The sequence below is a fragment of the Streptomyces sp. A5-4 genome, assembly GCF_051131715.1.
In the GTDB taxonomy this organism is placed as follows: domain Bacteria; phylum Actinomycetota; class Actinomycetes; order Streptomycetales; family Streptomycetaceae; genus Streptomyces.
This window is the reverse complement of the sequence record NZ_CP178591.1, coordinates 1,569,994-1,584,531: the sequence shown is the minus strand read 5'-3', so window position 1 is coordinate 1,584,531 and position 14,538 is coordinate 1,569,994. Positions and strand designations below refer to the sequence as shown.

At 70.6% G+C, this 14,538-nt stretch carries 12 protein-coding genes; 6 read left to right on the top strand and 6 right to left on the bottom strand.

What is annotated here, in order from left to right; translation table 11 throughout:
* Positions 1-135: 135 nt before the first annotated feature.
* Genes pgi through ACLLJJ_RS07330 form a run of 3 tightly spaced genes read left to right on the top strand, consistent with a single transcriptional unit; the run spans position 136 to position 3,829 of the window.
* Entirely contained in the window at positions 136-1,788 is a 1,653-nt protein-coding gene (gene pgi / locus ACLLJJ_RS07340; RefSeq protein ID WP_434600328.1) for a glucose-6-phosphate isomerase, read from the top strand.
* Positions 1,789-1,793: 5 nt separating this feature from the next.
* A complete protein-coding gene (locus tag ACLLJJ_RS07335) occupies positions 1,794-2,288 on the top strand; it encodes a PH domain-containing protein (protein ID WP_434600327.1) in 495 nt (164 codons plus the stop codon).
* A 32-nt stretch (positions 2,289-2,320) separates the two neighbouring features.
* On the top strand, positions 2,321-3,829 hold the full coding sequence (locus ACLLJJ_RS07330) for a PH domain-containing protein (RefSeq protein WP_434588460.1): 1,509 nt from the start codon (positions 2,321-2,323) through the stop codon (positions 3,827-3,829).
* A gap of 267 nt (positions 3,830-4,096) precedes the next feature.
* Here ACLLJJ_RS07330 and pgl read toward each other — a convergent pair whose 3' ends face one another.
* Genes pgl through tkt form a run of 5 tightly spaced genes read right to left on the bottom strand, consistent with a single transcriptional unit; the run spans position 4,097 to position 10,697 of the window.
* Positions 4,097-4,882, bottom strand: a complete 786-nt coding sequence (gene pgl, locus ACLLJJ_RS07325) for a 6-phosphogluconolactonase (RefSeq protein WP_434588459.1) — start codon at positions 4,880-4,882, stop codon at positions 4,097-4,099.
* Positions 4,879-5,922 (bottom strand): glucose-6-phosphate dehydrogenase assembly protein OpcA, encoded by a 1,044-nt coding sequence (gene opcA / locus ACLLJJ_RS07320; protein ID WP_434588458.1) that lies wholly within the window; start codon positions 5,920-5,922, stop codon positions 4,879-4,881. Before opcA ends, pgl begins: the two co-directional genes overlap by 4 nt.
* Positions 5,919-7,451, bottom strand: a complete 1,533-nt coding sequence (zwf, locus tag ACLLJJ_RS07315; RefSeq protein ID WP_434588457.1) for a glucose-6-phosphate dehydrogenase — start codon at positions 7,449-7,451, stop codon at positions 5,919-5,921. The genes opcA and zwf overlap by 4 nt, the downstream gene beginning before the upstream one ends.
* Positions 7,452-7,456: 5 nt before the next feature.
* A complete protein-coding gene (gene tal / locus ACLLJJ_RS07310; RefSeq protein WP_434588456.1) occupies positions 7,457-8,575 on the bottom strand; it encodes a transaldolase in 1,119 nt (372 codons plus the stop codon).
* Between the two features lie 34 nt (positions 8,576-8,609).
* Entirely contained in the window at positions 8,610-10,697 is a 2,088-nt protein-coding gene (gene tkt / locus ACLLJJ_RS07305) for a transketolase (protein ID WP_434588455.1), read from the bottom strand.
* Between the two features lie 330 nt (positions 10,698-11,027).
* On the opposite strand from tkt, the gene ACLLJJ_RS07300 reads away from it, so the two are divergent.
* The 3 genes from ACLLJJ_RS07300 (at position 11,028) to ACLLJJ_RS07290 (ending at position 13,588) form a co-directional block, all read left to right on the top strand.
* Positions 11,028-11,981 (top strand): heme o synthase, encoded by a 954-nt coding sequence (locus ACLLJJ_RS07300; protein ID WP_434588454.1) that lies wholly within the window; start codon positions 11,028-11,030, stop codon positions 11,979-11,981.
* 72 nt (positions 11,982-12,053) lie between these two features.
* Complete coding sequence (locus ACLLJJ_RS07295) at positions 12,054-12,386, top strand: hypothetical protein (protein WP_434588453.1); 333 nt, start codon at positions 12,054-12,056, stop codon at positions 12,384-12,386.
* A 65-nt stretch (positions 12,387-12,451) separates the two neighbouring features.
* Complete coding sequence (locus ACLLJJ_RS07290; protein WP_434588452.1) at positions 12,452-13,588, top strand: amidohydrolase family protein; 1,137 nt, start codon at positions 12,452-12,454, stop codon at positions 13,586-13,588.
* On the opposite strand, the gene ACLLJJ_RS07285 is transcribed toward ACLLJJ_RS07290, so the two are convergent.
* Positions 13,565-14,536: a COX15/CtaA family protein gene (locus tag ACLLJJ_RS07285; protein WP_434588451.1), complete on the bottom strand. Its 972-nt coding sequence runs from the start codon at positions 14,534-14,536 to the stop codon at positions 13,565-13,567. The genes ACLLJJ_RS07290 and ACLLJJ_RS07285 overlap by 24 nt on opposite strands.
* Between the last annotated feature and the right edge of the window lie 2 nt (positions 14,537-14,538).

Here is a 14,538-nt window from a genome sequence, read left to right as displayed (position 1 = left end):
GTGCCCGGCCGGACCGCTTTGTCGGCCACCGCGTGCCGCCGGGTGCTTCCGCGCGCCGTCCGCCGCTCTGATCAATTAGGTTGGAGAGGCAGGGGGCATGGACGCAGGTACGAGAAGAATGGGCTGATGTCCGAGATGAACGCAGAGAGCCGCACCAGGCTGAACCACACGACCGAGTGGACCGCTCTGGGCAAGCATCGTGAGCAGCTGGGCCGGACACATCTGCGGGAGCTGTTCGCGGACGATCCGCAGCGGGGCGCCGGGTACACCCTCACGGTCGGCGATCTCCATCTCGACTACTCCAAGCACCTGGTGACCGACGAGACCCTGGGACTGCTGCGCGAGCTGGCCGCCGCCACCGGCGTCGCCGAGCTGCGTGACGCGATGTTCCGCGGTGAGCGGATCAACACCACCGAGGACCGCGCGGTGCTGCACACCGCGCTGCGCGCCCCGCGCGACGCGGAGATCGAGGCCGACGGGGAGAACGTCGTACCGGCGGTGCACGCCGTGCTCGACAAGATGGCCGCCTTCTCCGACCGGGTCAGGTCGGGGGAGTGGACCGGCCACACCGGCAAGCGCATCAAGAACGTCGTGAACATCGGCATCGGCGGCTCCGACCTCGGACCCGCCATGGCGTACGAGGCGCTGCGCTCCTTCACCGACCGCGGTCTCACGGTCCGCTTCGTGTCCAACGTCGACGGGGCCGATCTGCACGAGGCCGTGCGGGACTTGGACCCGGCCGAGACGCTGTTCATCATCGCGTCCAAGACGTTCACCACGATCGAGACCATCACCAACGCGACCTCCGCGCGCGACTGGCTGCTGACGAACCTCCGCGCCGGTGACGACGCCGTCGCCAAGCACTTCGTGGCGCTGTCCACGAACGCCGAGAAGGTCGCCGACTTCGGCATCGACACGGCCAACATGTTCGAATTCTGGGACTGGGTCGGCGGGCGCTACTCGTTCGACTCCGCCATCGGCCTTTCGCTGATGATCGCCATCGGCCCCGACCGCTTCCGCGAGATGCTCGCCGGCTTCCACCTCGTCGACGAGCACTTCCGCACCGCGCCCGCCGAGGAGAACGCACCGCTGCTGCTGGGCCTCCTCGGCGTCTGGTACGGCGGGTTCTTCGACGCGCAGGCGCACGCCGTCCTCCCGTACAGCCACTACCTGTCGAAGTTCACGGCCTATCTCCAGCAGCTGGACATGGAGTCCAACGGCAAGTCCGTGGACCGCGAGGGCAACGCCGTCGACTGGCAGACGGGCCCGGTCGTCTGGGGCACCCCCGGCACCAACGGGCAGCACGCGTACTACCAGTTGCTGCACCAGGGGACCAAGGTCATCCCGGCGGACTTCATCGGCTTCGCCAAGCCGGTCGCCGACCTGACCCCCGGGCTGGAGGAGCAGCACGACCTGCTCATGGCCAACTTCTTCGCCCAGACCCAGGCGCTGGCCTTCGGCAAGACGCCGGACGAGGTACGGGCGGAGGGGGTGGCCGAGGAACTGGTGGCGCACAAGACCTTCCAGGGCAACCACCCGACGACGACGATCCTCGCCGAGGAGCTGACCCCGTCCGTGCTGGGGCAGTTGATCGCGCTGTACGAGCACAAGGTGTTCGTACAGGGGGCCGTCTGGAACATTGACTCGTTCGACCAGTGGGGCGTGGAGCTCGGCAAGGTCCTCGCCAAGAAGATCGAGCCCGTCCTGACCGAAGGCGCGCGGGGCGAGCGGCTGGACAGCTCGACCGCCGCGCTCGTCGGCAAGTACCGCACGCTGCGCGGCCGTTGAACGCCATAGGGGCCACCGTTCGGCTGCGACCGCCGAACAACACGCTGGACGGGCGGGTCGTCGGCTGGTGGCGCACGCAGTGGCTGCTGCTGGTCCTGCCCGTCGTGGCCCTGCTGGTCGTGCTGGGCGTGCTCATCGCGCCCGCACGGCTGTGGCTGCTGCTGTCCGCCGCCGCGGTCGGGGTGCCGGGTCTTGCCTGCGCGGTGTTCCTGCCGCTGTGGTGGTTCCGGGTGCACCGCTGGGAGGTCACGGACGACGCGGTGTACGTCCGTACCGGCTTCTTCTGGCAGGAGTGGCGGATCGCGCCCATGTCGCGGATCCAGACCGTGGACACCGTGCGCGGCCCGCTGGAGCAGGCGTATCGGCTCGCCACCGTCATCGTCACCACCGCCTCGTCCAAGGGCGCGGTGAAGATCGAGGGGCTCGATCACGAGCTGGCCGCGTCGCTGGCCGAACAGCTGACGCGGATCACCCGGGCGACGCCCGGCGACGCGACGTGACCGGTACGGGGTCGGAAGCGGGGGACAGCGCGGTGGAGGAGACGCCGGACGGCTGGCAGCGGCTCAGCGTGCGCACGGTGCTCGTCACCGCGCTGGTCATGGGCGGTGTCGTGGTGGGCGCCGGAGTGCCCGCCACGCTCGGCCTGGCGAACGGCCGGCCCCTGTGGGTCGCCATCGGGTGGGTGCTGACCGGCGCCGTCCTGGTGATCGTCGGCGGCACCGCGGCCGACTACGTGCGGTGGCGCAGGACCCGCTACCGCATCGGCCCCGAGCGCGCCGAACTCCACACCGGGCTGCTCCTCGTCAAACGCCGCTCACTGGCCCGCGAGCGCATCCGCAGCGTCGACCTGACGGCCAATGTCTTGCTGCGGCTGCTCGGCCTGGTGAAGGTCCGTATCGGTACGGGCGAGAGCACCGGCGGCGGCGAGTCCACGCTCGAACTCGACCCGGTCACCCGCGAGGAGGGCGAACGGCTGCGCCGGGAACTGCTGGCGCGGGCGGCCGTCGGCGAACCCGGAACACACCGCGAGGGCGAACTGGCCGCGCTCGACCCCCGCTGGATCCGGTACGCGCCGGTCTCCTTCGTCGCCCCGGCACTGGGTGGTGCGGCGGTCGGCGGCCTGATGCAGGTCAGCGAATGGTTCGGCGCCCAGGGCAAGTTGATCAACTGGGTGGGCGACCGCTTCCAGGACACCTCGGTCGTCTGGATCGTCGTGTCGCTCGTCCTCGGGGCCTGCGTGACGGGCGCGGTCGGCGCGCTCGGCCTGTGGGGCGAGATGTGGTGGAACTACCGCCTGGAGCGGGAGCCCGGTGGCACACTGCGGGTACGCCGCGGGCTGTTCACCACCCGCTCGATCTCCATCGAGGAGCGCAGGCTGCGCGGGGTGGAGCTGGTGGAGCCGCTCGGCGTACGGACGCTGGGCGCGGCCCGGGTGGACGCGGTCGCCACCGGCCTCGCCGAGGACGAGAGCAGCCGCAACGCCGACCACAAGACGCTGCTGCCCGCCGCGCCGAGGTCCGTCGCCGAGGCGGTGGCGGCGCACGTCCTGCGCGAGCCCGCGTCCCCGACGAGCACCGCCCGGCTCACCCCGCACCCCCGCGCCGCCCGCACCCGGCGGCTCCGCTGGGCGTTCGCGGCGGCGCTGCTGCCGGTGCTGGTCCTCGCCCTGCTCGGCGTGCTGCTGACCGATGTCCTGCTGTACGTGGCCGGGGCCTGCGCGGTGGTGCTGTTGCCGGTCGCGTACCTCCTGGCCGTCGACGCGTACCGGAGCCTGGGGCACGCGGTCAGCGGCGACTACCTGGTGGCCAGGTCGGGGACGGTGCGGCGCACGACGGTGGCGCTGCAGCGGGGCGGGGTCATCGGCTGGACGGTCAAGCAGTCCTTCTTCCAGCGCCGGGTCGGCCTGATCACGCTCACGGCGACGACGGCCGCGGGGGCCGGGGCGTACTCGGTCTACGACGCGGGTCAGCCCGACGGGCTGAAGTTCGCGGCGGACGCGGTGCCGGGGGTGCTGGCGCCGTTCCTGGAGCGGGGGGAGTAGGAGGCGCGAGGTCGCCGGGTGCGGGTGGGCGCCCGCGGCGGGCTTGTCCCCGACCTGCCCCTTCCTGAACCTGGGGCTCCGCCCCGGACCCCGGTCCCCAATCGCCGGACGGGCTGAAGCGGGCCAGGGTTTGCGGCCCGTCCGGGGCCCGGGGCCTGCCCCGGTTTCGGGAAGGGGCGGGTAGGGGACCAGCGCCACAGGCAACCCCCACGCCGAAGGCCCGGCCCACCACGTGGTGGGCCGGGCCTTCGGCGCGACTCGGGCCCGTCAGGAAGTGGCCGGTGGGTACAGCGAGCGCGGCAGCTGCGAAGCCGCCGCGTCGTCCAGCAGCCACAGGGTCCGGCTGCGCCCGTACGCGCCTGCCGCCGGCGCCTGGATCTCCCCGGCGCCCGACAGAGCGATCGCCGCGGCCTTCGCCTTGTCCTCGCCCGCGGCGAGCAGCCACACCTCACGCGCCGCGCGGATCGCGGGCAGTGTGAGCGAGATCCGGGTCGGCGGCGGCTTGGGGGCGCCGTGAACGCCCACCACCGTGCGCTCCGTTTCCCGGACCGCGGGAAGCTCCGGGAACAGCGAAGCCACATGCGTGTCCGGGCCGACGCCCAGTATCAGGACGTCGAAGGACGGCACGGGGCCGTGGTCCTCGGGCCCCGCCGCGGCGGCCAGTTCGGCGGCGTACGCGACAGCGGCCGCGTCCGCGTCGTCGGCGTACGGACCGTCCGAAGCCGGCATCGCGTGCACCCGGGCAGGGTCAAGCGGCACCGAGTCCAGCAGCGCCTCGCGGGCCTGCGTGACGTTGCGCTCCGGGTCCCCGTCCGGCAGGAACCGCTCGTCGCCCCACCACAGGTCCAGGCGGCGCCAGTCGATCGCGTCCCGGGCGGGTGAGGAGGCAAGCGCGGCCAGCAGGCCGTTGCCGTTGCGCCCGCCCGTCAGCACCACCGACGCGGAACCGCGCGCGGCCTGGGCATCCACGATCTTCGTGATCAGCCGGGCCGCCGCGGCCTGCGCCATCAGCTCCTTGTCGTGGTGCACGACAAGCTGAGGTGCACCACTCACTTCGACGCCGCCTTCTTGGCCGGAGCCTTCTTCGCGGCGGCAGCGGCGGGTTTCGCCTTCGCGTCGTCCGCTGTGACACTCGCGTCCGACTCCGACGCCCGCGTCTGCTCCTGCGGCTCACCGAGCCGGTCGACGCCGAACTTCAGCGCGGTCGCGTACGTGTCGTCCGGGTCGAGCCTGCGCAGCTCCTCGGCGATCAGCTCGGCGGTCTCCCGCCGCTTGAGCGCCACCGCGCGGTCCGGCTGTCCGTCGATGGACAGCGTCGCGAGCGAGCCGTCCGACCGGCCGAGTGAGATCGGTCCGGAGTCCGTCTCCATCCGCACGCCCGTCAGACCGGGCCCCGCGGACAGGGCGCGCTTGACCGGTACGGCCAGTCGCCCCGCCAGCCACATGGCGAGCAGCTCGACGCTCGGGTTGAACTCCTCGCCCTCCACCTCCACCGCGGTGACCTCGCACTGCACCTGGTCCAGTGCGGCCGCGAGCATGGAGCGCCACGGCGTGATGCGGGTCCAGGACAGGTCGGTGTCACCCGGCGTGTAGGTGTCGGCGCGCGCCGACAGCTCCTGAATGGGCTGCTCGGCGGCGTACGTGTCGGTGACGCGGCGCTGGGCCAGCGCGCCGAGCGGGTCCTTCGCCGGGTCGAGCGGCGCGTTCACCGCCCACCACACGACGACCGGCGCGTCGGGCAGCAGCAGCGGCAGGACCACCGACTGGGCGTGGTTGATGACCTCGCCGTACAGCCGCAGGATGACCGTCTCACCGGTGCCCGCGGCCGTGCCCACCCGCACTTCGGCGTCGAGGCGCGCCTTGGCTCGGTCGCGCGGCGAGCGCGAGACCCGCTTGATGACGACGAGGGTGCGCGACGGGTGCTCGCGGGAGGCTTCGTTGGCCGCCTTGAGCGCGTCGTACGCGTTCTCCTCGTCGGTGACGATGACCAGCGTCAGGACCATGCCCACGGCCGGCGTGCCGATGGCGCGGCGGCCCTGGACCAGGGCCTTGTTGATCTTGCTGGACGTGGTGTCCGTCAGGTCGATTTTCATGGCCGACGCCAGCTCCGTCCGTCTCGTGCGAGCATTTCGTCCGCCTCGTCCGGGCCCCACGTGCCGGCCACGTACTGCGCGGGCTTGCCGTGCTTGTCCCAGTACTCCTCGATCGGGTCGAGGATGCGCCAGGACTGCTCGACCTCTTCCAGCCGCGGGAAGAGGTTGGAGTCGCCGAGCAGGACGTCCAGGATCAGGCGCTCGTACGCCTCGGGGCTGGACTCGGTGAAGGACTCGCCGTACGCGAAGTCCATCGACACGTCCCGCACCTCCATCGCCGTGCCCGGCACCTTGGAGCCGAACCGGACCGTGACGCCCTCGTCCGGCTGCACGCGGATGACCAGGGCGTTCTGCCCGAGTTCCTCCGTTGCCGTGCGGTCGAAGGGGGAGTGCGGGGCGCGCTGGAAGACCACCGCGATCTCGGTGACCCGGCGGCCGAGGCGCTTGCCCGTGCGCAGGTAGAACGGCACACCCGCCCAGCGGCGGTTGTCGATCTCCAACTTCACCGCGGCGTAGGTGTCGGTCGTCGACTTGGGGTCGATGCCCTCTTCCTGGAGATAGCCGACGGCCTTCTCGCCGCCCTGCCAGCCCGCCGCGTACTGGCCGCGAACGGTCTCCTTGCCCAGGTCCCTGGGGAGCCTGACGGCGCCCAGGACCTTGGTCTTCTCGGCGACCAGCGCGTCCGCGTCGAAGGAGGCGGGCTCCTCCATGGCGGTCAGCGCGAGCAGTTGCAGGAGGTGGTTCTGGATGACGTCGCGGGCGGCGCCGATGCCATCGTAATAGCCGGCCCGGCCGCCGATGCCGATGTCCTCGGCCATCGTGATCTGCACATGGTCGACGTACGACCGGTTCCAGAGGGGCTCGAACATCTGGTTGGCGAAACGCAGCGCCAGGATGTTCTGGACCGTCTCCTTGCCCAGGTAGTGGTCGATCCGGAAGACCTCGTTCGCCGGGAAGACCTCGTGCACGATCCGGTTGAGCTCCTGCGCGGAGGCCAGGTCGTGCCCGAACGGCTTCTCGATGACGGCGCGCCGCCACGAGCCTTCCCGCTGGTCGGCGAGCCCGTGCTTCTTGAGCTGCTGGACGACCTTGGGGAAGAACTTGGGCGGGACGGAGAGGTAGAAGGCGAAGTTGCCGCCGGTGCCCTGCGCCTGGTCGAGCTCGGCGATCGTCGACTTGAGTGTCGCGAACGCCTTGTCGTCGTCGAAGTCGCCCTGGACGAACCGCATGCCCTGGATCAGCTGCTGCCAGACTTCCTCACGGAAGGGCGTACGAGCGTGTTCCTTGACGGCGTCGTGGACGACCTGGGCGAAGTCCTCGGTCTCCCAGTCGCGGCGTGCGAAGCCGATGAGCGAGAAGCCCGGCGGCAGCAGGCCGCGATTGGCCAGGTCGTAGACGGCGGGCATCAGCTTTTTGCGTGACAAATCGCCCGTGACGCCAAAAATGACCAGGCCGGACGGCCCCGCGATGCGCGGGAGCCGCCGGTCCTGAGCGTCACGGAGCGGGTTAGCTCCGCGTACAGCAGACAAGAGGGTCAGGCCTCCGAAGGGGAGAGGCGCTTGAGCTCCGCCTCGGTGGACTTGAGCAGGTCGTTCCAGGACGCCGCGAACTTCTCGACGCCCTCGTCCTCAAGGAGCTGCACGACATCGTTGTAGGCGATGCCGAGCTTCTCGATGGCGTCCAGATCGGCGCGCGACTGCTCGTAGGTGCCGGCGATCGTGTTGCCGATGATCCGGCCGTGGTCGGCGGTCGCGTCGAGCGTCGCCTCGGGCATGGTGTTCACCGTGCCGGGGGCGACCAGGTCGTCGACGTACAGGGTGTCCTTGTACGTCGGGTCCTTGACGCCGGTCGAGGCCCACAGCGGACGCTGCTTGTTGGCGTGGGCCTTGTCGAGCGCGGACCAGCGGTCGGAGGAGAAGACCTCCTCGTACGCCTCGTACGCGAGACGGGCGTTGGCCAGTGCGGCCTTGCCCTTGAGGTCCTTGGCCTCGGCGGTGCCCAGGGCGTCCAGACGCTTGTCGATCTCGGTGTCCACCCGGGACACGAAGAACGACGCGACCGAGTGGATCTTCGCCAGGTCCAGGCCCGCGGCCTTCGCCTTCTCCAGACCCGCCAGGTAGGCGTCCATGACCTCGCGGTAGCGCTCCAGCGAGAAGATCAGCGTCACGTTGACGCTGATGCCGAGACCGATGGTCTCGGTGATCGCCGGGAGACCCGCCTTGGAGGCCGGGATCTTGATCAGGGTGTTCGGCCGGTCCACCAGCCAGGCCAGCTGCCTGGCCTCGGCGGTCGTCGCCCTGGTGTTGTGCGCCAGGCGCGGGTCGACCTCGATGGAGACCCGGCCGTCCTGGCCGCCGGTCGCGTCGAAGACCGGTCGCAGGATGTCGGCGGCGTCGCGGACGTCGACCGTCGTGATCATGCGAATGGCTTCTTCGACGGTGACCTTGCGGGCGGCGAGGTCGGCGAGCTGCTGCTCGTAACCGTCGCCGGACGAGATCGCCTTCTGGAAGATCGACGGATTGGTCGTGACGCCCACGACGTGCTGCTGGTCGATCAGCTCGGCGAGATTGCCGGACGTGATCCGCTTGCGCGAAAGGTCGTCAAGCCAGATCGCGACGCCTTCGTCGGAGAGGCGCTTGAGTGCGTCTGTCATGAGGTTTCCATCTCCTACTTGTCGTATACCGGCGTCAGCGCGCTGCGGCTTCGAGAGATTCCCGGGCGGCGGCGGCGACTGCGTCCGCGGTGAAGCCGAACTCACGGAACAGGACCTTGCCGTCGGCCGAAGCACCGAAGTGCTCCAGCGAGACGATGCGGCCCGCGTCACCGACGAAGCGGTGCCAGGTCAGACCGATCCCGGCCTCGACGGCCACCCGTGCCTTGACGGAGGGCGGCAGCACCGAGTCCCGGTACGCCTGGTCCTGCTCCTCGAACCACTCGACGCAAGGCATCGAGACAACCCTGGTCGCGACACCCGCGGCCTGGAGCTGCTCGCGCGCCTCGACGGCGAGCTGCACCTCGGAGCCGGTGCCGATCAGGACGACCTGGGGCTTTCCGCCCTCGGCCTCGAACAGGACGTAACCGCCGCGCGCGGCGTCCTCGTTGGCGTCGTACGTCGGCACACCCTGACGGGTCAGCGCGAGCCCGTGCGGGGCGCCCTTGCCGAACTCCTTGGTGTAGCGCTTGAGGATCTCGCGCCAGGCGATCGCCGTCTCGTTGGCGTCGGCCGGGCGCACCACGTTCAGGCCCGGGATGGCGCGCAGCGTGGCCAGGTGCTCGACCGGCTGGTGCGTCGGACCGTCCTCGCCGAGGCCGACCGAGTCGTGCGTCCACACATGCGTGACCGGCAGGTGCATCAGCGCCGAGAGCCGGACGGCGTTGCGCATGTAGTCGGAGAACACCAGGAAGGTGCCGCCGTAGATGCGCGTGTTGCCGTGCAGCGCGATGCCGTTCATGGTCGCGGCCATGGCGTGCTCGCGGATCCCGAAGTGGATGGTGCGCCCGTACGGGTCCGCACCAGGCAGCGGGTTGCCCACCGGGAGGAAGGAGGAGTTCTTGTCGATCGTGGTGTTGTTCGAGCCTGCGAGGTCGGCGGAGCCGCCCCACAGCTCGGGCACGACCTCGCCCAGCGCCTGGAGCACCTTGCCGGAGGCCGCACGGGTGGCGACACCCTTGCCGGTCTCGAAGACGGGGAGCTTCTCCTCCCAGCCCTTCGGCAGGTCGCCCGCGGCGATGCGGTCGAAGTCGGCGGCGCGCTGCGGGTTGGCGGTCCGCCAGGCGGCGAACGACTTCTCCCACCCGGCCTTGGCGTCACGGCCGCGGTCGAGGACCGCGCGGGTGTGCTCGATGACCTCGTCGGAGACCTCGAAGGACTGCTCGGGGTCGAAGCCCAGCACCCTCTTGGTCGCGGCGACCTCGTCGTCGCCGAGCGCCGAGCCGTGCGCGGCCTCGGTGTTCTGCGCGTGCGGGGCCGGCCAGGCGATGATCGAGCGGGCCGCGATGAACGACGGGCGGGTGGTCTCGGCCTGGGCCGCGAGCAGCGCCTTGTGCAGGCCGACCGGGTCGAGGTCGCCGTCGGGCAGCTGCGCGACGCGCTGGACGTGCCAGCCGTACGCCTCGTACCGCGCCAGGGTGTCCTCGGAGACCGCGGTCTCCGTGTCGCCCTCGATCGAGATGTGGTTGTCGTCCCACAGCAGGACGAGGTTGCCCAGCTTCTGGTGTCCGGCCAGCGAGGACGCCTCCGCGGAGATGCCCTCCTGGAGGCAGCCGTCACCGGCGATCGCCCAGATGGTGTGGTCGAACGGTGAGGTGCCCGCCGCGGCGTCCGGGTCGAACAGGCCGCGCTCGTAGCGGGCGGCCATGGCCATGCCCACAGCGTTGGCGACACCCTGGCCCAGCGGGCCGGTGGTGGTCTCCACACCGGTCGTGTGCCCGTACTCGGGGTGCCCCGGGGTCTTCGAGCCCCAGGTGCGGAACGCCTTGAGGTCGTCCAGCTCCAGGCCGTATCCAGCCAGGTAGAGCTGGATGTACAGCGTCAGGCTGGAGTGCCCCGCGGACAGGACGAACCGGTCGCGGCCGGTCCATTCGGCGTCGGAAGGGTCGTGCCGCATCAGCTTCTGGAACAGCACATATGCGGCGGGGGCCAGGCTCATGGCCGTACCAGGGTGGCCGTTGCCGACCTTCTGTACGGAATCCATGGCCAGGACGCGGACGGTATCGACAGCCCGCTGGTCCAATTCGGTCCACTCGAGGTCTGTAGCGGTCGGCTTGGTGCTCACCCTGCGTCAGGGCTCCTCTCCACATGTCGAATCCCGGTGACTGGCAGCCGCACCGGGCGTTGTCGAGCCTACCCCCGTGGGAACACGCATCTTTTCGACTGCATGACTTCGAAAAAAACAGACACAGTCAGACTGCGGGGCCCTGCGCGAGTCCGCCTCCCGGCGAACGTAATTGCGTGTCGTACCTCTGTACGTGGCTGCGCGACTCCCCGCTCAACACGACCCCACCCCCGCGAAGAACGCCGTATGGGCAACGTCTACAGTGGCGTGGTACGCGCAAGCCTTTACCGGGCCTTCACGTCCGGAGCTTGCTGGATTTCTCTGTCAGGGGTGTGCGTGACGGCCGTCGAGTCCCGACCCGCAGGGGTCGTCTTGACTCCGAGCCCGGTAGGCCATCGGCCATTCGGAGCACGGGTCAAGGCGTTCGTGGCACTGACAAAGCCTCGGATCATCGAACTGCTGCTGATCACCACGGTCCCGGTGATGTTCCTGGCGGAGCAGGGCGTGCCCGACCTGTGGCTGGTCCTGGTGACCTGCCTCGGTGGTTATCTTTCCGCAGGCGGCGCCAATGCGCTGAACATGTACATCGACCGCGACATCGACGCGCTGATGGACCGCACGTCGCAGCGGCCCCTGGTCACCGGAATCGTGAGCCCGCGCGAATGCCTGGTCTTCGGCATCTCCCTCGCGGTGATCTCCACCCTCTGGTTCGGGCTGCTCGTCAACTGGCTGTCCGCGGCGCTCTCGCTGTCCGCGCTGATGTTCTACGTCGTCGTCTACACGATGATCCTGAAGCGGCGCACCTCGCAGAACATCGTCTGGGGCGGCATCGCGGGCTGCCTGCCGGTCCTCATCGGCTGGTCCGCGGTCACCAACTCGATGTCCTGGGCCGCGATCATCCTCTTCCTGGTCATCTTCTTCTGGACGCCGCCGCACTACTGGCCACTGTCGATGAAGGTCAAGGAGGACTACGCGCGCGTCGGCGTGCCGATGCTTCCCGTCGTCGCCTCCAATCAGGTGGTGGCCCGCCAGATCGTCGCCTACAGCTGGGTGATGGTGTTCGTCTCCCTGCTGTTGACGCCACTGGGCTACACGGGCTGGTTCTACACGGTGGTCGCCGTCGTGGCCGGCGCGTGGTGGCTCAAGGAGGCGCACGGGCTGCGTTCCCGCGCCAAGGCCGGGGTGACGGGCGTGAAGCTCAAGGAGATGCGGCTGTTCCACTGGTCCATCACCTACGTCTCGCTGCTCTTCGTCGCCGTGGCGGTCGACCCCTTCCTGCGCTAGCCGCCGCCCGTTCGCGCGGCAGCCGCACCCCACCCCTCGCCCATCCGGCTACTCGTCGGTAGCATCCTGCTCATGGCAGACACGAAGCAGGCGACGAAGCAGGCAGAGCGCAAGGCGTCGAAGCTCGCCAAGGAGATCGGCGCCTTCGCCAAGCAGCACGGTGGGGCCGAGGGCCAGCTCGCGTACATGGGACAGGCCGGCACCCGCATCGTGCTGGTCGGCGAGGACGGTGACTGGGGCGACCTGGTGGCGCCCGACCACGCCGTCGCGCGGAGCGCCGCCGAGAAGGCGGGGCTCACCCTCCACGAGTCCTTCGACGGCGAATTCGCTGCCAAGGTGCGCACCGGCCCGTACGAGTGGAGCCGCATGGCGGGCAGCCAGATCGGCGGCCCGTCCAACGGGTAGCAACACTCGAAGGCGATTCACCCGTTAGAGCCTGCGGAAGGTACGTCCACCACAGGGAGCCCCGGATGATCGATACGCCTTCCCTGGTCGACCAGTACTGCCACGGAGTGCTCCGTACGGAGCTCGGCCTGGGCACCTTCGAGGCGCACCTCGGCAGGACCCACGCGCCGCCCGCCCCCGGCACGACCTTCTTCGACACCCAGACCGGCTTCGCGGTGCGCCGCTGGTGCCCGCCGCTCCTTGGGCTCGAACCGCACTGCACGCCCGCGCGCTATCTCGCACGCCGCCGGGAGCTGGGCGTACTGGAGTCGGGCCGGAGGTTGCTGCGGGGGACCGGGATCTCCACCTACCTGGTGGACACCGGGCTGCCGGGGGACCTCACCGGGCCGACGGAGATCGCCGCGGCGGGCGCGGCGGAGGCCAGGGAGATCGTGCGCCTGGAATTACTGGCCGAGCAGGTCGCCGACACCTCGGGCACCGTCGAGAGCCTGCTGGCCAACCTCGCCGAGGCCGTGCACGGCGCGGCCGGGTCCGCCGTCGCCTTCACCTCGGTCGCGGGCGTACGGCACGGGCTCGCCCTGGCGCCGGAACCGCCGGGCCCCGGCGAGGTGCGCGGGGCCGCCGGGCGTTGGCTGGCGGGGCGCCGCGTCGGCGGTCGGCTCACCGACCCCGTGCTCCTGCGGCACCTGCTGTGGATCGCCGTCGCCTCGGGACTGCCGCTGCAACTGCACGCCGGCGCCGCCGACCCGCAGCTGCGCATCGACCGGACCGACCCGATGCTGCTCACCGACTTCGTGGCCGCCACGGCCGGGCTCGGCACCGATCTGGTGCTGCTGCACGGGTATCCGTACCACCGGCACGCCGCGCACCTGGCGAGTGCCTTCCCGCACGTGTACGCCGACCTGGGCCCGGCCCTCGCGCACACGGGGGCGCGGGCCGCCGCCGTACTCGAGGAGATCCTGGAGCTCGCCCCTTTCGGGAAGCTGCTCTTCTCCAGTGGTGCGAGTGCCCTGCCCGAACTGCACGTGGTGGGCGCCCGGGTCTTCCGGGAGGCGCTGGGGCGGGTGCTGGGCGGCTGGGTCGGCGACGGGGCCTGGTCGCGGGCGGACGCGGAACGCGTCGCCGGGATGATCGCGGCGGGCAACGCGCACCGCGTCTACGGGCTGGCCGAACCGCCGTCAGACGGAGGCGGACACCGATGAGTCGGACTGCGCGGGCAGCGACGGGGTGGCCGCCGGCCGCTCGCGCAGGCTGAGGGCGACCCGCAGGACCGCGATCCACACCAGGCAGGAGCCGAGCATGTGGATGCCGACGAGGACCTCGGGCAGCTCGGTGAAGAACTGCACATAGCCGACGGCGCCCTGGGCGAGGAGCACGAGCAGCAGGTCACGCGCGCGTGCCCTGGTGTCCCTGGGCGCGTCGACGACCCGCAGGGCCAGCCACATCGCGAGCGCCAGCGCGCACACGATCCAGGCCGCGATCGCGTGCACATGCGCGGTGGTCGCCCAGTCGAACGGCATCCGCGGTACGTCGCTGCCGTCGCCCGCGTGCGGGCCCGAGCCGGTCACCACGGTGCCCGCCGCGATCAGCACGGCGGAGGTGGTGAGCAGGGCCCAGGACAGCTTGCGCACGGGGCCGGGGACGCGGGGGCGCGGGGCGGTGTCGCCCTCGCGGGTGCGCTGCCAGGTGATCACGGCGACCGTGAGCAGCGAGGTGGCGGCGAGGAAGTGGCCCGCGACGGTCCACGGGTTGAGGCCCGCCATCACGGTGATACCGCCCAGGACGGCGTTGAGCATGACGATCCAGAACTGGGCCCAGGCGAGCCGGGTCAGCCCGCGCCGCCAGGGCTTCGTCGCACGCGCCGAGATGATCACCCAGCCGACCGCCGCCGACAGCACGTACGTCAGCATGCGGTTGCCGAATTCGATCGCGCCGTGGATTCCCTCCTCGGGCGTCGCGAACAGGCTGTCGTCGGTGCACTTGGGCCAGGTGTCGCAGCCGAGGCCGGAGCTGGTCAGGCGTACGGCACCGCCGGTGACGACGATGAGCACGCTCATTACGACGGCGGCGAGCGCGGCGCGGCGCAGCGTACGGGGAGTGGGCGTCCAGCGCTGCGCGATGAAGGCGAGGGGGGTCAACACGGCAACCATCG

Coding starts and splice junctions, on each gene's coding strand:
- pgi (WP_434600328.1), top strand. CDS start 136: ATGAACGCAGAGAGCCGCACCAGGCTGAACCACACGACCGAGTGGACC.
- opcA (WP_434588458.1), bottom strand. CDS start 5,922: ATGAAAATCGACCTGACGGACACCACGTCCAGCAAGATCAACAAGGCC.
- tal (WP_434588456.1), bottom strand. CDS start 8,575: ATGACAGACGCACTCAAGCGCCTCTCCGACGAAGGCGTCGCGATCTGG.
- ACLLJJ_RS07295 (WP_434588453.1), top strand. CDS start 12,054: ATGGCAGACACGAAGCAGGCGACGAAGCAGGCAGAGCGCAAGGCGTCG.
- ACLLJJ_RS07290 (WP_434588452.1), top strand. CDS start 12,452: ATGATCGATACGCCTTCCCTGGTCGACCAGTACTGCCACGGAGTGCTC.
- ACLLJJ_RS07285 (WP_434588451.1), bottom strand. CDS start 14,536: ATGGTTGCCGTGTTGACCCCCCTCGCCTTCATCGCGCAGCGCTGGACG.